The organism is Pseudomonas inefficax (assembly GCF_032164165.1).
GTDB lineage: Bacteria > Pseudomonadota > Gammaproteobacteria > Pseudomonadales > Pseudomonadaceae > Aquipseudomonas > Aquipseudomonas inefficax.
On record NZ_CP134401.1, the window covers coordinates 1,063,626 to 1,081,643 of the forward strand.

Genomic DNA, 18,018 nt, shown 5'->3' on the forward strand with positions numbered 1-18,018 from the left:
GGGGTACATGTGGGAGCGGGTTCACCCGCGAAGAGGCCGGCAGCCTTGACGCCAACGGTCCAGGTATACTTGCTGCTCCCGCCACGCCTCATCCTGCACCACCGCCCTGAACCGCACCACCGCCCCCGGCATGCACTGCGCCAGTTGCGCCAGCGCCAACGGCGTCAATGCCCCAAGCCGCGGATAGCCGCCAATGGTCTGCCGGTCATTGAGCAACACGATCGGCTGCCCATCCGGCGGCACCTGCACCGCCCCCAGCGGAATCCCCTCGGAAATCATCGGCGCACCCTGGTAGACCAGCTGCGGCCCCAGCAGGCGGATGCCCATGCGGTCGGCACGGCTGTCCAGCGTCCACTCGCGGTTGAACGCCTCGAACAGGCTGGTACCGCTGAAGTCACCGATCTGTGCGCCGATCACCAGGTCAAGCACTGGCTTTTGTGCGTACTGTGGCCGCAGCGCTGCCGGTACCTCACGCAAGGTCGCTGAAGCGCTGGAAAATGCCAGCAGCTGGCCTTTGCCGAGCGCAGAGCCCTGGCCATCGATACCGCCCAGTTCTTCCCGCACGACCGTGGCACGACTGCCCAGCACATCCTCGCCCAGGAACCCGCCAGGTGCTGCCAGGTACGCCCGCACGCCCTGCTTCGGCTGCTTCAGGGTCAACCGCTGCCCCTTGGCCAATGCAAAGCTGCGCCAGGGCGCCAGCGGCTGATCATCGACCCGCGCATCCAGGTCGGCACCGGCCAGGGCCAGCACACAATCCTGCTCTGCGACCACACAGAAACCACCTAGCGCCACCTCGACCACCGGCGCCGTCAACGGGTTGCCCAGCAGCCAGTTGGCCCAGTGCATCGCCACCCAGTCCAGCGCCCCGCCCTGGGTCACGCCCAGGTGGCGTACGCCGAAGCGCCCGGCATCCTGCAACTGGCACAGCGGCGTACTGGCCTCGATCTTCAACTGCTTCATGCTTGTGCCTCCACATCACCGCCCAACGCCACGAACTCGCTGCGCGAAACCGGCACGAAGCGCACCCGGTCACCGGGTTGCAACAGGCTGTAGCCCTCGCGTTCACGGTCGAACAGGCGCACCGGGGTACGCCCGATCAGGTTCCAGCCCCCCGGCGATACCGCCGGATAGGCCGCCGTCTGGCGCTCGGCAATGCCGACGCTGCCGGCCGCCACGCGCTTGCGCGGGGTGCTAAGGCGCGGGCTGGCCAGGCGTTCGTCCACCAGGCCCATGAAGCCGAAACCGGGGGCGAAACCCAGGGCGAACACCGGGTACTCGCGCTCGCTGTGCAAACGGATCACCTCTGCTTCACTCAAGCCACTGCGGGCCGCCAACACCGGCAGCTCCGGGCCGACGCTGGCGTCGTACCACACCGGGATCTCATGGCGGCGGCCACCGCTGCCCGTGTCTGGCTGCAAGCCCTCCAGTGAACGGATGATCAGCGCCCTCGCCTCACTCGGTGGCAGGTCGAACTGCACCATCAGCGTGGTGTAGGACGGCACCAGGTCCAGCAAGTGCTCGCCGAACGCCGCGTGCAAGCGCTGGCTGGCGGCAAGCATCCACGGCATGTTGCCCTCGTCGATGGAGTCGAACAGGCGCACCATCAGGCTGTCGATGGCCACAACTTCAATACGCGGCTTCATCGCGACTCCAGGGCATCGAGGGCCTGGCGAATCTGCCGCACCGCCGCCACCGAACTGTCGTTGTCGCCGTGTACGCACAGGGTGCTGGCCGCCAGCGTCAACGCACTGCCATCGTCCGCCACCAGCGTGTCGCCACGGGCCAGGCGCACGGCCTGCTCCACCACCAGCGCCGGGTCGTGGTGCACCGCGCCGGGCAGGCGCCGCGACACCAGGTGCCCGCTGGCGGTATAGGCGCGGTCGGCGAATGCTTCGAACCACAGCGGCACGCCAATTTCATCGCCCAGGGCCTGGGCGGCGCGGTTGTCGGCGGTAGCCATCAGCATCAGTGGCAGGCCGCCGCCATAGGCCGCCACAGCCTCCAGTACGGTACGCAGCTTGAGCGGGTCGGCCATCATGTCGTTGTACAGCGCACCATGGGGTTTCACGTACGCCACGCGGCCGCCCAACACTTTGCAGATGCCGTCCAGCGCACCGATCTGGTAATGCAGCAGGTCGCGGATTTCCTCCGGGCTGCAGGCCATGGAGCGGCGGCCGAAGCCGACCAGGTCCGGGTAGGCCGGGTGCGCGCCGATGGTCACGCCGTGCTGCAGCGCCAGGGCCACGGTGCGGCGCATGATGCCGGGGTCCCCGGCGTGGTAGCCGCAGGCGATGTTGGCGCAATCGATGTAAGGCATGACCTCGGCATCCAGGCCCATGCGCCAGCTGCCGAAACTCTCGCCCATGTCGCAATTGAGTAGCAGGCGTTCCACCGCGCGGCCTCCGTTGTCGTTGTTCATATGCCTACCTTACCGCGCCTGCAGTTGTTTGCCGCGGGTTTCCGGCAGGCTCAGCGCCGCCACGATCACCACGCCGTAGGACACGGCCGAAAACACGCCGATACCCAGGCCCAGCGGCACTTTCTGGCCGAGCACGCCGATCAGCAGCGGGAACAGCGCCGCAATGACCTTGCCGATGTTGTAGCAGAAACCCTGCCCCGAACCGCGGATACGCGTGGGGAACAGTTCGGTGAGAAACGCGCCCATGCCGCTGAAGATGCCCGAGGCGAAGAAGCCTAGCGGGAAGCCCAGCCACAGCATCACGCCGTCGCTGACCGGCATTTGCGTGTACAACAGCACGATGACGAACGAGCCCACGGCGAACAGGATGAAGTTCTTCTTGCGCCCCAGCAGGTCGGACAGATACGCACTGACCACATAGCCGACGTAGGAGCCTACGATCACCATGGCCAGGTAGCCACCGGTACCCAGCACACTCAGGCCCCGCTCGTTCTTCAGGAAGGTCGGCAGCCATGAGGTAATGGCGTAGTAGCCGCCCAGTGCACCGGTGGTCAGCAGCGACGCACGCACGGTGGTCCAGAGCATGCCCGGGGCAAAGATTTCGTAGAACTGCGCAGGAGCCTCGGCGCTTTCCACCGCCTTGGCCTCGCGGTACACCTCGGGGTCCTTGACCAGGCGGCGGACGAAGATCACGAAAATCGCCGGCACCAGGCCCAGCAGGAACAGCGCGCGCCAGGCCTGCTCTGCCGGCAGCCAGGAGAACAGCAGCGCGTAGAGGATGGCGGTGAGGCCCCAGCCAAGCGCCCAGCCGGACTGCACCATGCCCACCGCCTTGCCACGGTCCTGGGCACGGATCACCTCGCCGATCAGCACCGCGCCGGCAGTCCACTCACCGCCAAAGCCGAAGCCCATCAGGGTACGGGCGATCAGCAGCTGTTCGTAGTTCTGGGCGAAACCGCAGAGGAAGGTGAAGAAGGCAAACCACAGCACCGTCAGTTGCAGGGTGCGCACGCGGCCGATGCGGTCGGAGAGAATGCCGGCCACCCAGCCACCCACGGCCGAGGCGATCAAGGTGCTGGTGTGGATCAACCCGGCTTCGGTGGTTGTGATGCCCCACAGCATGATCAGCGTCGGGATGACGAAACTGAGCATCTGTGTGTCCATGCCGTCCAGGCCGTAGCCGATCTTGCAGCTCCAGAACGTCCGGCGCTGCTGTGAGTCGATGTCGCGATACCAGGCGAAAGGCCCGGACGAAGATGGGGAACTGACCTGCTGCTGCACGCCGGTGGGGTTCATGCTTGCCTCGGCTTGTTGGTATTGTTTTATGGGCGACAATGAGTCGCGGCCTGGCTGCCATTGTTCAGACGCCGCGCCATTTGCGTCCAACGAGAAAAACCGCCGGTCTGGAACAAGAAAAACTGATCATGAACCTTCGCTTCCTCGAAACCTTCGTCTGGGTCGCCCGGCTCAAGAGCTTCCGCCTGACCGCGGAAAAGCTGTTCACCACCCAGGCCTCGGTGTCCAGCCGCATTGCCGCGCTGGAAGCCGACCTGGGCGTGAAGCTGCTGCTGCGCGACTCACGCGGCGTCAGCCTGACCCCGGAGGGCGGCAAGGTACTGGAATATGCCGAGCGCATGCTGGAAACCGCCAAGGCCATGAAACAGTCGCTGGACAGCGACCGGGCCAAGGTCGGGCGCATCCGTATCGGGGTGATGGACACGGTGATCCACACCTGGATGAGCGCGCTGGTGGCGGAGCTGACCGAGCGTTACCCGCAGGTGGAAATCGAACTGGTGGCCGACACTGCGCTGAACCTTCGCGAGCAATTGCAGAAGGGCTTTCTCGACGTGATCCTGCAGACCGACCTGCTGCGCGAGCAGTCGATCCGCAGCCTGGACCTGGCGCGCTACCCGATGGGCTGGGTGGTGGCCGCCGGCTCGCACCAGCACCGCGATTACGGATCATTGGCCGAGCTTGGACGGGAACGCATCATCACTTTCTCGAAGAACTCGCGGCCGCACCAGGAAGTGCTGAGCCTGCTACTGGGTGCCGGTGCCGAAACGCCGCGGCTGAATTGCGTGAACTCGGTGGCGGCGATTACCCGGTTGTTGCGCGACGGGTTCGGCATTGGTGCGTTGCCGCCGGCGCTGGTGGATGCCGAGTTGAGCCGAGGTGAGCTGGTGTTGCTGCAGGGGCTGCAACCGCCGCCGAGCCTGGAACTGGTGGTGGCCTGGCAGACCGGGGTGGTGCTGGTGGATGAAGTGGTCGGGGTATGCCGGCAGGTGCTGGAAAGGTATGCGCGGGATGTGGGGGCTCAGCGGATAGTGCTGGTGTGAACCAGCTGTGCTGCCTGTGCTGGCCCTTTCGCGGGTAAACCCGCTCCCACAGGTACTGCATAAGCTTGAATCCTGTGCAAACCCTGTGGGAGCGGGTTTACCCGCGAAGAGGCCAGTACAGGCAAGCAGTAATCAGCGCCAGCTCTCTTTCACCGCCCTGCGCCGCCCACCCAGAATCACCCAGCCAATCCCCAGCAGCAGGCTCTCGACCACGAAGGCCAGCACAAACCCTGCGCCTACGCCCCAGCCAATCGCCTCGGGCACTAGCAATATCTGATAGCTATAGCCGTTCAGGGTCTCTTCCCGCAGTTGCGGGTCCGCCTGCACCAGCACATGCCAGGTGCGCTGCGCCCATGCCCCTTGCAGCGCCTGCCATTCGTTTTCCAGCAATTGGTTGCGGATCATCAGGCTTTCGATGCTGTTGGCGTCACTGAGGAACACCGGATCGTCGCTACTGCGGTAATGCCGCAGCAGCGCCTGCAGGTCGCCATTGAAAAAGCGTTCGGCAGTCTGCCGGAAGCCATCGAGCGCCTCGCGTGATTCGAACAGGTGCGCCTCGACCCGCTGGCTGTAGTCCTTCACCAGCCCCGGAACCTGGATACCGGCCAGCAGGCCGAAGGTGAACAGCAGCAACCGCAGGTAACTTCTGAACATGCCGCATCCTTAGCTCTGGCCGTGCGCCACGCACTCGCCGTGCCGCCACAGGGCCCACTGACCCGGCTCGTAGCGCTGCCAGGTCTCGTTCTCGGTCAAGGCCTCGGTGGCGATCACCGTGACCACGTCGTTGGGGGTGGTTTCGGTGTGAAAATCGACGATCAGGTCGACATCCTTCAACCGTGCCGCACCAAAGGGTGCACGGCGGGTAATGTGCACCAGCTTGGTCGAACAGAAGCAGAACAGCCAGTCACCGTCGCTGAGCATGCAGTTGAACACGCCCTGGCTGCGGTAGCCGGCACAGGCTTCGACCAGCACCGGCAGCAGCTGTTCCACCGGCACGGGCTCGGGGAAGGCACTGCGGATGCGGTTGAGCAGGTCGCAGAAGGCCGCCTCGCTGTCGGTGTCGCCCACCGGCCGGTAGAAGCTGGCCAGGCCCTTGAAGTCGCCCAGCTGGCCATTGTGCGCGAAGCACCAGTTGCGACCCCACATCTCCCGCACGAACGGGTGGGTGTTGGACAGGCACACCTTGCCGACGTTGGCCTGACGGATGTGGCCGATGACCACTTCGCTCTTGATCGGATAACGCTGTACCAGGTTGGCCACTTCCGACTCGCTGCTGGCAGCCGGGTCCTGGAACAGGCGCAGGCCACGGCCTTCGTAGAAGCCGATGCCCCAGCCGTCACGGTGCGGGCCGGTACGGCCGCCGCGCTGCATCAGGCCGGTGAAGCTGAAGACGATGTCGGTGGGGACGTTGGCACTCATGCCCAGCAGTTCGCACATAGGCGTGTCTCCGCTTACAGACGGGGCTCGACCCGGCCGCCGCCTCGGGAGACGGCCGGGGCGGCAGGGGGTGGCGCATCACGGTATCGGTCGCGACGCTCTGCGGCCAGCGGGGCCTGGGCGCCAAGCTGGTCATCTTCGGCAGCCTGGCGCTGGGCAGCGGCCTCGGCCTGCGCGCGGCGCTCGCGGGCGCGCTTTTCCAGCGGCAAGCGCAGCAGTACGAAGAGGAAATACAGGGAGAAGGCGCCCATGCCGTACATGGCGAAGTCGGACACCGCGCGCCAGGCGTTGTTGCCGACCTTGAAGGCAACATCCAGGGCGGTGATGGCAATGGCCGGGGCGAAGCTGTCCTTGACCGGGTCGACGATGGTCGGGGTCAGCAGCAGCACTGCCAGCACCACCCGCAGCGGTTCGCGCAGCCAGCGCCACATCCAGCCGGTGAGCTTGAAGCCCACCATCAGGCAGCCCAGGGCAGCAACGGCGTAAAGGCCCCAGGCGAGGGTGTAGTCGTTCTCGGTCATGGTGTTCGTGCAAGCCAGGCAAAGAGATGCCTATGATAAACACTTTTCCGGGCGCAGACAGTGTTTGCCTGTGCCGGCCTCTTCGCGGGTAAACCCGCTCCCACAGGATCACTGCAGACTTCGAGCCATGCGCATTACCCGCGAAGAGGCCGGTACAGGCGACCCCAAACATGAGATCTTCAATGCAAACCAAGCCCCAACCCCCGATTGCCCACGCCGACAACACCGCCGACCCGTACGCCTGGCTGCAACAGCGCGACACCCCCGAGGTGCTTGCCTACCTGCAGGCCGAGAACGCCTACCAGGAAGCCTGCCTGGCCGACCAGGCGCCGCTGCGCGAACAACTGTTCGAAGAAATCAAGGGTCGCATCCTGGAAACCGACCTCTCGCTGCCGGCGCCCTGGGGCCCCTACCTGTACTACACCCGTACCACCGCGGGCGACGAGTACCCGCGTCACTACCGCTGCCCGCGCCCGGCCGACGACTCCAACACGGTCGATGAAGGCCAGGAGGAACTGCTGCTCGACCCCAACGCCCTGGCCAATGGCGGTTTCCTGTCCCTCGGCGCGTTCAACGTCAGCCCCGACCACCGCCTGCTGGCGTATAGCCTGGACACCAGCGGCGACGAAATCTTCACCCTGTACGTGAAGGACCTGGCCAGTGGCAGCGTCACCGCCCTGCCCTTCGACGACTGCGACGGCAGCCTGACCTGGGCCAACGACAGCCAGACGCTGTTCTTCGCCGAACTGGACGACACCCACCGCCCGTGGCGCCTGCGTCGTCACACGCTGGGCAACGCAGGTGCGCAGACCGTGTTCGAGGAACCCGACGGGCGCTTCTTCCTGCACTGCTACCGCACCAGCTCCGAACGCCAACTGGTGCTGCTGCTCAACAGCAAGACCACCAGCGAAGCCTGGGTGCTGGATGCGCAGACCCCGCTGGCACCGTTCACCTGCCTGGCGCCACGCGTCGAAGGCCACGAGTACTTCCCTGACCACGGCCAGCTCGACGGCCAGTGGCGCTGGTTCATCCGCACCAACCAGGACGGCATCAACTTCGCCCTGTACCACGCCCCGGTCGCGCCGGTGCCCAGCCGTGAACAATGGCAGGTGCTGGTGCCGCACCGCGACGCGATCATGCTCGAGGGCCTCAGCCTGAATGCCGGCGCGCTGACCCTGAGCCTGCGCGAAGGCGGCCTGCCGATCATCGAAGTGCGCCCGCAGGGCCTGGCGGCCTACCGCGTCGAACTACCCGATGCCGCCTACAGCCTGTACGTGCAGGACAGCCTGGAGTTCAGCAGCACGCGCCTGCGCCTGCGCTACGAAGCACTCAACCGCCCGGCCCAGGTGCGCCAGCTGGAGTTGGCCAGCGGTGCCCAGGCGGTACTCAAGCAAACCCCGGTGCTGGGGCCGTTCGATGCCGACGACTATGTCAGCGAGCGCCTGTGGGCCACGGCAGCGGACGGCACCCGGGTGCCCATCAGCCTGGTGCGCCGCCGTCAGGACCTGGGCCGGACCGTGCCGTTGTACCTGTATGGCTACGGTGCCTATGGCGAAAGCCTCGACCCGTGGTTTTCGCATGCGCGCCTGAGCCTGCTGGAGCGCGGCGTGGCCTTTGCCATCGCCCACGTGCGTGGCGGCGGCGAACTGGGCGAAGCCTGGTACCGCGCTGGCAAGCAGGAGCACAAGCACAACACCTTCAGCGACTTCATCGCCTGTGCCGAGCACCTGATCGCCGAAGGTGTGACGGCTGCCGATCGCCTGGCCATCAGTGGCGGCAGCGCCGGCGGCCTGCTGATGGGTGCAGTGCTCAACCTGCGACCCGAGCTGTTCCGCTGTGCGATTGCCGAAGTGCCGTTCGTCGATGTGCTCAACACCATGCTCGACCCAGAGCTGCCGCTGACCGTGACCGAGTACGACGAATGGGGCAACCCTGAAGAGCCGCAGGTGTATGAGCGGATCAAGGCCTACGCGCCGTACGAGAACGTGAAGGCACAGGCCTACCCGGCAATGCTGGTGGTGGCGGGCTACAACGACAGCCGCGTGCAGTACTGGGAAGCAGCCAAATGGGTGGCGCGGCTGCGCACGCGCAAGACCGACGACAACCTGCTGCTGCTCAAGACCGAGATGGGGGCTGGGCATGGCGGGATGAGCGGGCGGTATCAGGGGCTGAAGGATGTGGCCTTGGAGTATGCGTTCGTGTTTGGTGAGCTGGGTCTGGCTTGAGAGCGCCGGGGGCGCTTTGCGCCCCTTTCGCGACACAAGGCCGCTCCTACAGGGATCGCGCATGTCCTGAATCCTGCACGATCCCTGTGGGAGCGGCCTTGTGTTGCGATGGGCTGCAAAGCAGCCCCAAAATCCCACAGCCACCATAGCCCGCTCAGTCAATCATCCTGCACCGGCTGCTTCGGCGGGTCCAGGCGCAACCCGGGCAATGGCTGGTCCTTCGGCGGCCCGGGCACCGGCATCGGCGGTAACAGTGGCGCCCCCGGCTGGCTGCCATAGGCCTTGGGCGGCGTACTCGGGGTAATCTGCGGATATGGCGTAGGCGTAGGCGTACCCGGTGCACCGGGCACCGGCGTGTTCAGCCGGGGTGGCGTGCTGGCAGCTTCGGCCATGGGCAGGCCGGCGAACAACAGCACAACGAGGATCGCGCGAAACATCAGCAACCTCCTGTCGGGAACCTTCCTACAGGCTACGCCTAAAACAAAGCTTTCGCCTGTCCGCCTGCCCCGCAAGCGCGCTAGACTCAGTGGCATAACCGTCATTTGCCTGATCAGAACAAAGGAAACACCATGAGCTCCACCTCTTCCGCCGCCGCCACCGCGCGCCTGGACCGCATCCTGGCCGATGCCAAGCGCGACAAGGAAATGGGCTACCGCGACAAGGCCCTGAAAATGTACCCGCACGTCTGCGGCCGCTGCGCCCGCGAGTTCTCCGGCAAGCGTCTGAGCGAGCTGACCGTGCACCACCGCGACCACAACCACGACAACAACCCGCAGGACGGCTCCAACTGGGAGTTGCTGTGCCTGTACTGCCACGACAACGAGCACTCGCGCTATACCGACCAGCAGTACTTCAGCGAAGGCTCAACCAGCACCCCGAGCATCGCCAAGGCCACCCACAACCCGTTCGCCGGGCTGGCGGGCATGCTGAAGAAAGACTGACCATCGATTCGCCCCCCGCTGCTGCCGGGCAGCCCGTATAATCGCGCTTTTTTCGCGAAGGGCCCCGGTACGTGGCAAACAAACGATACAGCTGCATCGGCCTGTTCAACCCCAAGTCGGCAGAAAATGTCGGCTCGGTGATGCGCGCCGCGGGTTGCTATGGCGTCAATTCGGTGTTCTACACCGGCAAACGCTACGAGCGTGCCCGTGACTTCATCACCGACACCAAGCGCGTGCACTACGACATCCCGCTGATCGGTATCGATGACCTGCAGCGCATCATCCCGCTGGGCTGCACACCGGTGGCCGTGGAATTGGTGGAAGGTGCGCGGCCATTGCCGGAATACACCCACCCCGACCGGGCCATCTACATCTTCGGGCCGGAAGACGGCAGCCTCAGTGCCGATGTGCGGGCGTGGTGCGAAGAGACCATCTACATTCCGACCGAGGGCTGCATGAATCTGGCAGCGACGGTGAACGTGGTGCTGTATGACCGCATGGCCAAAGGGCTGAATACCCGTTCAGGCCCCAGGTTCAAGTAACCGACTGAACGATGACGGCGGCCGACAGGTCACCTGCATACACTTCAGACGGAGGCCTTGCCATGCTCGATATCCATTCCGCGACTGCATCGTCGCAGCACAATGTTCATGGGCTGGAACGGGTCAGCTCGCTGGCCGGGGGAGCGCTTATGTTCAGCAAGGGGCTGCGCCATGGCGGCCTGGTCGGCTTGCTGCAGATGGTGGTGGGAGGTTTGGCGGTGGCGCGCGGGGTCAGCGGGCATTGCTCGACCAAGGCCTGGTGGCAGCGCCATCGTCAGGAATACCAGCGGTTGCGTGCGGACATCGAGCGCAGTGCGGCGGAGCTGGAGACGTTGAAGGCCAGTGCCGACGCGGCAACGCGGGGGGTGACGGTGACCGGGAAGGATCCGTTGGCTGGCAGTTGATTTTTTCACTGCCTGTGCTGGCCCCTTCGCGGGTGAACCCGCTCCCACAGGGACCGCACCGTCTTGAGGGCAGTACATTACCTGGAGGAACAGCCTTGTGCTGCGAAAGGGCCGGTATGATCAAAGAGGTCTGTGGCTGTAAGTGCCTCTTCGCAGCACAAGGCTGCTCCTACAAGGCAACGAAAAACCTGTGGGAGCGGGTTCACCCGCGAAGAGGCCGGTAGGGGCGAAAGAGATGCTCAGCGCAACGCCTTGCTCTGCAACACCTCGGAGCGCCGCCCCAGCACGTTCTCGCTGATCTGCACGAAGTCTTCGGTGCTGACACTGGGCAGGCGCATCAGCCCGCGTGCCACATCGTCAAGTGAGCGTTTGGCCTGGGTGTGGATGCGGATTTCCTTGTCCAGCGCCTGCAACAACATCACCCCCCGCGCCACCTGCGCCGGGGTGGCATGCTCGCCCTTGAGCCGGGTGACCTTGGCGCCCTGCTTGCTCAGGCGCGCCTGCCAGGCCTGGTAACGGTCGTCACTTACCCCGCCCGAGCGGCGCAGCAACTCGCTGGCGTAGTAGTCAGTCAGGCTTTCCACCAGCCAGTCACTGCCATCACGCCCATGGATCTGCGCAAACAGTTGCACCACTTCGCGCAGCAACGGGCTGCTGCCATTCTCGCTGACCATCGGCCGCCCACTGTGCAGGTACAACGAGCCCTGCGCGGCCATCGCCCCGCGCCACATGCCATCGCGAGCACCGACCAACAGCAGCTTCGGCGGGTTGCGCGGGAACACCGCCTGCAATTGCGGCCAGACAAAGGTCAGCATGGTCAGGTTGTCCATGCGCCGCATACCCTGCCCCACCGGTGCTGCCACGGTGACCTCGGTTTCGCCCAGGCGGGCGCGGCGGCTGCCCAGGTCGCCGGCAAGCATCCAGCCGGTGGGGCGGTCGAACAGGCGCGAAACGTTGTCGATGCGGAACTTGTCCTTGCCGATGCGTGGCCAGGAGGTTTCGATGCTCTTCCAGCCTTCAGGCAGGTCGAACGCCAGCCGCGCCACCAGCTCGGTGCCATCCTGCTGGTCGAGGCGTGCAGGTGGCACCAGCTGGTCGCCGAGGAACAGTGCCCAATGCGGAGTGATGCGCGACGAATAGGCGCCGCTGGCGCGCTTCTGGTCCAGCTGCACGCGGTAGCTGAGGCTGGTCTTGCCGGCCGCCGGTCGCCACACGCCACGCTGGCCCTGCAGTTGCCATTGGCCATCAGCCTGGAAGCCGCTGTAGGCCCCGACCTTGCCCAGGTCGAAGTCCAGGCTGCGCACGGCACTGCCTTCGGCCAAGGTGAGGCGGACTTCCGCCTGGCCACTGGTTGGCAACAGGCGCACCTGGTAGTCGAGGTCGACCTTTTTCGCCCAGGCCGGCGAACTGGCCATCAGGCCCAACAGCAACAACAGCTGGCAACGCATACAGAAACTCCTTGTTTCCCCATGGCAGCGGGCCGCGCCGGTCAGCTGGCGCGGAAGATCAGGTGGTCTTCCCAGTCGTCTTCGTGCACATCGTGTTCACTGAGCATGCGCCCCGACTGGGAAATGCGCTGTTCATGGACCTGCTGGCGATCACCGCAGACCAGGTGGTGCCAGGCCGGCAGGTCCTTGCCCTCGCTGACCAGGCGGTAGCCGCAGGTGCTCGGCAGCCACTTGAACTGGTCGGCCTTGCCCGGGGTGAGCTGGATGCAGTCTGGTACCTGGGCGAAGCGGTTGGGGTAATCGCTGCACTGGCAGGTATCCAGATCCAGCAGCTTGCAGGCGATACGCGTGTAATAGACGCTGTTGTCGTCCTCGTCCTCGAGCTTTTGCAGGCAGCACAGGCCGCAGCCGTCACACAGCGACTCCCACTCTTGCGGGCTGAGTTGTTCGAGGGTCTTGCGCCGCCAGAACGGCGCGTTTTCAGCGATCATCACACGGGGTTCCTGCATTCATCTTGGGGCCACGGCGCGCGGCGGCGCCAGTCTAGAGCCTGGTCTTCGGCAAAGCCAGACCGCTTGTCAGTCGCGACGCGACGCAGTAGCGTGCGCGTTTCCCGTCCTTTTGCAGGAGCCGCCATGAGCGCCAACCCCCGCATTGCCGATTACGCCATCAACGAGCAGTTCATCAACCGCTGGTCGCCACGTGCCTTCACCGCCGAGCCGATCAGCGAAGAAACCTTGCTGAGCTTCCTCGAAGCGGCTCGCTGGGCGCCGTCGGCGAACAACTCGCAACCTTGGCGCTTCCTCTATGCCCGCCGTGACACGCCGAACTGGGAGCGTTACCTGAACCTGCTGGTGCCGGCCAACCGCAGCTGGGCGCAACAGGCTTCGGCGCTGGTGCTGGTGATTTCCAAAACCACCTACGCCGCCCCGGGCGCCACGGAAGAAAAACCGGCGCTGTGGCACACCTTCGACACCGGCTCCGCCTGGGGTCACCTGGCCCTGCAGGCCAGCATCAGCGGCTGGCATACCCATGGCATGGCCGGTTTCGACCAGGAACTGGCACGGCAGGAGTTGAAGGTTCCTGAAGGCTACGTGCTGCATGCCATGGTGGCAATCGGCAAGCTGGGCGACAAGGCCAGCCTGAACGAAGCCCTGCAGGCGCGTGAAGTACCGAGCCCGCGCAAGCCACTGAGCGAGCTGGCTGCCGAGGGTGATTTCAGCCTGTAAGCCTTGCATTGGCTGTACCGGCCTCTTCGCGGGTAAACCCGCTCCCACAGGGATCTCCACTGCCTCATGGGGCCTGTGTTGATCCTGTACCAGCACAGCCAACACCAGCCTCCCACAGGACCTGAGGGTAGCGGAGATCCTGTGGGAGCGGGTTTACCCGCGAAGAGGCCGGCACAGGCATTACACAATCAATAACCCCGGGCGAAGTCCACTTCGCCTCGCAACCCCTGCCCCGCCACATACGCCCGCACATTCTCGACAAACAACCGCACCATCGCCGCCGGCGAGGTGGGCGCCGAGCTGTGCCCGGTCAGCAGCAAGCCCCACGCCGTCCAGAACGGGTGTTGCCTGGGCAACGGCTCCTGTCGGCAGACATCGATCACCGCCCCTGCCAGGTGCCCTTCCTTCAGCGCCTCGACCAGGTCAGCGTCGACCACCGCCGCCCCACGCCCGGCATTGATGAACAGCGCCGTGGGCTGGAAGCACTTGAACAGTGCCGCGTCATACAGGTCGTGGGTGGCCGGGGTATCCGGCAGCAGGTTGAGCACATAGTCGACCTGGCCAACCATGCGCGGCAGGTCGGCCAGCGCCGCTACCTCGACGAAGGGCGCCTGCTCGCGGGCGCTGCTGGCAACGCCATACAGCACCACGCCAAACGGCTGCAGGAACTCGGCCACCCGCTGGCCAATGTCGCCAGTGCCGACGATCAGCACCTTGCGCCCTTCCAGGGTACGCCCCGGGCGGTCATCCCAACGCCGCTCGACCTGGCTGACCAGGCGCGACAGCACCTCGCGCTCATGGCCGAGCATGTAGGTGAGCATGTACTCGGCCATCACCTGGCCAAAGATGCCCACGGCGCGGGTCAGGCGATAGTCACGTGGCAGGCCCTCGGCCAGCAGCGGGGTAATACCAGCCCAGGTGGACTGCATCCAGCCCGGCTTGTGGCCCTGGCGCAGCAGGCTTGCCAGCAGGTCCGGCTGGCCCAGCCACACTGGGCACCGTGCCGCCTGGCGGGCCAGTTCGGCGGAGTCGCCGCTGGTCAGGATTTCCAGCTCAGGCGCGGCTGCGCGCAAGATCTCGGCGTATCGAGCATGATCATGCTCAGCAATCAGTACTCGCATGATCAGGCAGGGTCGTTACGGCGCAGCAACTCTTCGGGCAGGTGCTCGATGTAGTCGTCTTCCGGCGGCGGCATCTGCAGGTGGTAACCCTGGTTGTCGAGGTTTTCCAGCACCTTGGCGATGTCCTCGCGGGCCAGCTTGCGCTCGGGGGTAAGCACCAGGTCGAAGGCGTGCTTGGGGGTGCCGAAAAACGGCAGCAGGCCTTCGGGCACGCGCTCCAGGCCGTCAGCCTTGAGCACGTACAGGTACATTTCGTTCTTGCGGGGGCTCTTGTAGATAGAGCAAATGCGTTTCATCGGGTCTCTCCGGCGCCTGCCAGGCTGTCCAGCAGGGCCTGGCCCATGCGCTCACGGCGCCAGCCGCGCAGCGAATCGGGCAATTGATAGGGGCCATTGGGGTAGCCGCTCTTGAGCAGCGCTTCCAGGGCTTTCTTGCGCAGCATCAGTTCGGGGGCAATGCCCAGGCGCTCACCTTCGGCCTGGCCGATGGCACGCAGCTGCTTGAGGATGCCTGCGGCCTCGATCGGCAAAGGCTCGGGCAAGGCCTGTGGCCATTGTTCGGCTGGCAGGCTGGCGGCACGCTTGATCAGCTGGATGAGGAACTCACCGTCCTGACGAATGGTGCGCGGATGCATCTCGTCGATCTTGGCCAGCGCCGACAGGTTGCTCGGCTGGCTCTTGGCCATGGGCCACAGCGAGTGCTCCTTGAGGATGCGGTTGCGCGGCACATCGCGGTTGCGCGCTTCACGCTCGCGCCAGGCGCACAGCTCGCGCAGCACCGCCAGTTGCTGGGGTGCCAGCTTCCAGGCCAGCTTGACGTCGCGGTACAGGCTTTCGGGTTCGACTTCGCGGCGCAATGCAGCCACCAGCTCGGCGCCGTCCTCCAGCACCCAGGCGTACTTGTCGTCACTCAGGCGCGGGCGCAACACGGTGAACAGCTCGGCCAGGTGTACGGCATCCTCGGCGGCATAGCTGACCTGGGTTTCCGAGAGAGGCCGCTGCAGCCAGTCGGAGCGGGTTTCGCCCTTGGGCAGGTCGATACCCAGCACTTCCTGCACCAGGCGCGAATAGCCCATGGAGAAGCCCAGGTTCAGGTAGCCAGCGGCCAGCTGGGTGTCGAACAGCGGCTGTGGCAGCTTGCCAGTCAGGCGCAGCAGCACCTCGAGGTCTTCGCTGCAGGCGTGCAGCACCTTGACCACGCCGCTGTCATCCAGCAGGTCAGCCAAGGGTTGCCAGTTACCGATCAGCAACGGGTCGATCAGGAAGGCACGCTGGCCATCGCCGATCTGGATCAGCCCGGCTTTCGGGTAGAAGGTGTCGACCCGCATGAATTCGGTATCGACGGCGACAAAGGGCAGCTGGTGCCAGTCGCGGCAGTGTTCGGCCAGGCTCTGGTCGTCACGGATCCAGTGTATTTCGATGGCCACGAGGCTCTCCCACTAACATTGGCGCGCAGTATATACGGCGCGGGCACTGCTGGTGAAACCCGGGCCATCCTTGATATCGATCAATGGTGCTGTTGTGCATGCTCAGGCAGGAGCAACTCTAGTGCGCGTAATCCCTGTGGGAGCGGGCATGCCCGCGAACACGGGCGAAGCCCGTGCCATGCACCGCGTCGCCTGCTTCGCGGGCATGCCCGCTCCCACAAAGACCGCGCAAGCCCAAGTATGGAACGCGCTTCGCCTCAGCGCTTGGCCGCCATCCACGGCCGGCAGCTGGCGAACATGTCCAGCGACTGCTGGTAGACCTCGGTGCGTACCTGCAACAGGCCGAGCATCGAGTGGAACAGGTTGTCCTGCGACAGCGGCGCATCGCTGAGCTTGGCCAGGCAGTCGGTATCGACGCCGAAGTCCTCCTTGTAGCTGTCGGAGAACCAGGTCAGCAACGGCACGTGCTTCTGCTGCTCGGGGGCGATGGCGTAAGGCGTGCCATGCAGGAACAGGTTGTATTCACCCAGCGACTCGCCATGGTCGGACAGGTAGATCATCGCCGTGTCGACCTTGTCCTGCTTGCTGCGCAGGGTGTCGATCAGCGAGGCCAGTACCTTGTCGGTATAGGCCAAGGTGTTGTCGTAGCCGTTGACGATTTCCTGCTCGCTGCACTGGTCCAGCGCGTTGCTCTGGCACACCGGTGCAAAGCGCTGGTCGGCGCCAGGGTAGCGCTTGAAGTATTCCGGTCCGTGGCTGCCCATCTGGTGCAGCACCAGCACGGTGTCCTTGTCGAGGTTGTCGATCAGCTCAGCCAGGCCCTGCAGCAGGATCTGGTCATGGCATTCACCATCAGTGCACAACTGCGGGTCCTTGAGGTTGCTGACATCGATGAATTGCACCCGGTCGCAGGTGCCCTTGCAGCCCGACTGGTTGTCCCGCCACTGCACCGCCAGGCCGGCACGCTGGAGGATGTCCAGCAACCCTTCGCGGTTCTTCGCCACACGGGCATCGTAGTCCTTGCGCTGCATGCCAGAGAACATGCACGGCACCGAGACAGCGGTTTCCGTGCCGCAGGAGTGCACATCGGAGAACGCCAGCAGGCCCTGTTCCCTGGCAAGGTTCGGTGTGGTATCGCGGTTGTAGCCAAGCACGCCGAAGTGGTCTGCCCGCGCACTTTCCCCCACCACCAGCACGGTCAGCGACTTGCGTTCATGCTTTTGCCAGGCGGCATCACGCTTGGCATCTTCGCCATAATGCTGGAAGGGGTGCGATGCGGTGCCGACACGCTCGCTGACATAACCGATGGAGGCCCCCACGATATTGCTGGGGGTGAGCATCAGGCGCAGTTCGTGGTGGTTGCGAAACAGCGACGACAGGCCCTGGTAGTTGACCAGTGCCACCGAGCCCAGGGCCACCACGCAGGCACCGCCAACCACCAACTTGCCAAGCAGTTCACGGTGCCAGGCGCGATAGGCGACAGGCGCCTTCCACAACAGGACCGAAGGCACTACACCCAACCCCAGGATATACAAGGCGAACTTCAGCGAGAGCAAGTCGCGCACTTCCGCCACATTGGTTTCCGCCATATTGCGGAACATGCCCGCATCAATAAGTACACCGTATTGATTCATGAAGTAAGCCACGCCCGCGCCGCTCATGAACAACACGATAAGTACCGGTTTCAATATATAACGGAAGGCAACCAATGTAAGGATCAGGTTGAAGGCGAACAACATCAGCACGGCAAACGCCAGGCTCAGCCAAAGCCCAGGCAAACCGGGCGGCACGACCTGTTCAAGATGCTGCCAGAGGAAGACATTGAAGCCGATCAGCAGGTAAAGGCTGGCCAGCAGCGTGACCCATTCAGTCCGCAGGGATTTGAAGTTGAGCATCGGTGTTCGCAATCAAGAGTGATTATCAGCCCGAGGGCCTGCGCGGCACCTGGGAAACTTGGCTGAACTCT

Annotated in this window: 20 protein-coding genes; 6 read left to right on the forward strand and 14 right to left on the reverse strand. The window is 64.8% G+C overall.

Annotated features, from left to right (window positions below; all coding sequences use genetic code 11):
• Positions 1-21: 21 nt before the first annotated feature.
• From RIN61_RS04680 to RIN61_RS04695, 4 genes are read right to left on the reverse strand one after another with little or no spacing between them, the layout of a single operon-like run.
• Positions 22-963: a 5-oxoprolinase subunit C family protein gene (locus tag RIN61_RS04680; protein ID WP_207876928.1), complete on the reverse strand. Its 942-nt coding sequence runs from the start codon at positions 961-963 to the stop codon at positions 22-24.
• Positions 960-1,646, reverse strand: a complete 687-nt coding sequence (gene pxpB / locus RIN61_RS04685; protein WP_112254184.1) for a 5-oxoprolinase subunit PxpB — start codon at positions 1,644-1,646, stop codon at positions 960-962. Before pxpB ends, RIN61_RS04680 begins: the two co-directional genes overlap by 4 nt.
• On the reverse strand, positions 1,643-2,422 hold the full coding sequence (locus tag RIN61_RS04690) for a 5-oxoprolinase subunit PxpA (RefSeq protein ID WP_207876930.1): 780 nt from the start codon (positions 2,420-2,422) through the stop codon (positions 1,643-1,645). The genes pxpB and RIN61_RS04690 overlap by 4 nt, the downstream gene beginning before the upstream one ends.
• A 9-nt stretch (positions 2,423-2,431) precedes the next feature.
• Positions 2,432-3,718 carry an MFS transporter gene (locus RIN61_RS04695; RefSeq protein WP_207876931.1) on the reverse strand — a complete coding sequence of 429 codons (1,287 nt, stop codon included), beginning with the start codon at positions 3,716-3,718 and terminating at the stop codon, positions 2,432-2,434.
• A gap of 128 nt (positions 3,719-3,846) precedes the next feature.
• Between RIN61_RS04695 and RIN61_RS04700 the strand changes: the two genes are divergently transcribed.
• Positions 3,847-4,758, forward strand: a complete 912-nt coding sequence (locus RIN61_RS04700) for a LysR family transcriptional regulator (RefSeq protein ID WP_313855994.1) — start codon at positions 3,847-3,849, stop codon at positions 4,756-4,758.
• Positions 4,759-4,890: 132 nt separating this feature from the next.
• Here the strand turns inward: RIN61_RS04700 and RIN61_RS04705 are convergent, their stop codons facing one another.
• Genes RIN61_RS04705 through RIN61_RS04715 form a run of 3 tightly spaced genes read right to left on the reverse strand, consistent with a single transcriptional unit; the run spans position 4,891 to position 6,716 of the window.
• The gene (locus tag RIN61_RS04705) at positions 4,891-5,412 is read right to left on the reverse strand and encodes a DUF2937 family protein (protein WP_112254188.1); all 522 of its coding nucleotides are present in this window, start codon (positions 5,410-5,412) and stop codon (positions 4,891-4,893) included.
• A 9-nt stretch (positions 5,413-5,421) separates the two neighbouring features.
• Positions 5,422-6,195, reverse strand: coding sequence for a class II glutamine amidotransferase (locus tag RIN61_RS04710; protein ID WP_112254189.1), 774 nt, complete (start codon positions 6,193-6,195; stop codon positions 5,422-5,424).
• 14 nt (positions 6,196-6,209) lie between these two features.
• Entirely contained in the window at positions 6,210-6,716 is a 507-nt protein-coding gene (locus tag RIN61_RS04715) for an MFS transporter (RefSeq protein WP_207876932.1), read from the reverse strand.
• 182 nt (positions 6,717-6,898) lie between these two features.
• On the opposite strand from RIN61_RS04715, the gene RIN61_RS04720 reads away from it, so the two are divergent.
• Entirely contained in the window at positions 6,899-8,941 is a 2,043-nt protein-coding gene (locus RIN61_RS04720; protein WP_313856001.1) for a S9 family peptidase, read from the forward strand.
• Between the two features lie 158 nt (positions 8,942-9,099).
• Here the strand turns inward: RIN61_RS04720 and RIN61_RS04725 are convergent, their stop codons facing one another.
• A complete protein-coding gene (locus tag RIN61_RS04725) occupies positions 9,100-9,378 on the reverse strand; it encodes a hypothetical protein (protein ID WP_313856002.1) in 279 nt (92 codons plus the stop codon).
• Positions 9,379-9,510: 132 nt separating this feature from the next.
• Here RIN61_RS04725 and RIN61_RS04730 point away from each other — a divergent pair, with 132 nt between their 5' ends.
• The 3 genes from RIN61_RS04730 (at position 9,511) to RIN61_RS04740 (ending at position 10,828) form a co-directional block, all read left to right on the forward strand.
• On the forward strand, positions 9,511-9,882 hold the full coding sequence (locus RIN61_RS04730) for a YajD family HNH nuclease (RefSeq protein WP_003259546.1): 372 nt from the start codon (positions 9,511-9,513) through the stop codon (positions 9,880-9,882).
• 71 nt (positions 9,883-9,953) lie between these two features.
• The gene (locus tag RIN61_RS04735; protein ID WP_112254193.1) at positions 9,954-10,424 is read left to right on the forward strand and encodes an RNA methyltransferase; all 471 of its coding nucleotides are present in this window, start codon (positions 9,954-9,956) and stop codon (positions 10,422-10,424) included.
• 62 nt (positions 10,425-10,486) lie between these two features.
• Positions 10,487-10,828 carry a DUF2461 domain-containing protein gene (locus RIN61_RS04740; protein WP_112254194.1) on the forward strand — a complete coding sequence of 114 codons (342 nt, stop codon included), beginning with the start codon at positions 10,487-10,489 and terminating at the stop codon, positions 10,826-10,828.
• Between the two features lie 239 nt (positions 10,829-11,067).
• On the opposite strand, the gene RIN61_RS04745 is transcribed toward RIN61_RS04740, so the two are convergent.
• Together RIN61_RS04745 and RIN61_RS04750 are read right to left on the reverse strand one after the other, a co-directional pair.
• Positions 11,068-12,276 carry a hypothetical protein gene (locus RIN61_RS04745; RefSeq protein WP_112254195.1) on the reverse strand — a complete coding sequence of 403 codons (1,209 nt, stop codon included), beginning with the start codon at positions 12,274-12,276 and terminating at the stop codon, positions 11,068-11,070.
• A gap of 41 nt (positions 12,277-12,317) precedes the next feature.
• Positions 12,318-12,767 (reverse strand): YcgN family cysteine cluster protein, encoded by a 450-nt coding sequence (locus RIN61_RS04750; RefSeq protein WP_063912977.1) that lies wholly within the window; start codon positions 12,765-12,767, stop codon positions 12,318-12,320.
• A 144-nt stretch (positions 12,768-12,911) separates the two neighbouring features.
• Here RIN61_RS04750 and RIN61_RS04755 point away from each other — a divergent pair, with 144 nt between their 5' ends.
• Positions 12,912-13,505, forward strand: a complete 594-nt coding sequence (locus RIN61_RS04755) for a nitroreductase family protein (RefSeq protein ID WP_013973765.1) — start codon at positions 12,912-12,914, stop codon at positions 13,503-13,505.
• Positions 13,506-13,693: 188 nt separating this feature from the next.
• On the opposite strand, the gene RIN61_RS04760 is transcribed toward RIN61_RS04755, so the two are convergent.
• The 4 genes from RIN61_RS04760 to RIN61_RS04775 form a co-directional block, all read right to left on the reverse strand.
• Positions 13,694-14,626: a D-2-hydroxyacid dehydrogenase gene (locus RIN61_RS04760; protein WP_112254198.1), complete on the reverse strand. Its 933-nt coding sequence runs from the start codon at positions 14,624-14,626 to the stop codon at positions 13,694-13,696.
• Positions 14,627-14,628: 2 nt separating this feature from the next.
• Positions 14,629-14,922 (reverse strand): YcgL domain-containing protein, encoded by a 294-nt coding sequence (locus RIN61_RS04765; protein WP_112254199.1) that lies wholly within the window; start codon positions 14,920-14,922, stop codon positions 14,629-14,631.
• Positions 14,919-16,052 carry a ribonuclease D gene (rnd, locus tag RIN61_RS04770; RefSeq protein ID WP_112254200.1) on the reverse strand — a complete coding sequence of 378 codons (1,134 nt, stop codon included), beginning with the start codon at positions 16,050-16,052 and terminating at the stop codon, positions 14,919-14,921. Before rnd ends, RIN61_RS04765 begins: the two co-directional genes overlap by 4 nt.
• A 257-nt stretch (positions 16,053-16,309) precedes the next feature.
• Entirely contained in the window at positions 16,310-17,947 is a 1,638-nt protein-coding gene (locus RIN61_RS04775) for a phosphoethanolamine transferase (protein ID WP_207876936.1), read from the reverse strand.
• Positions 17,948-18,018: the final 71 nt, after the last annotated feature.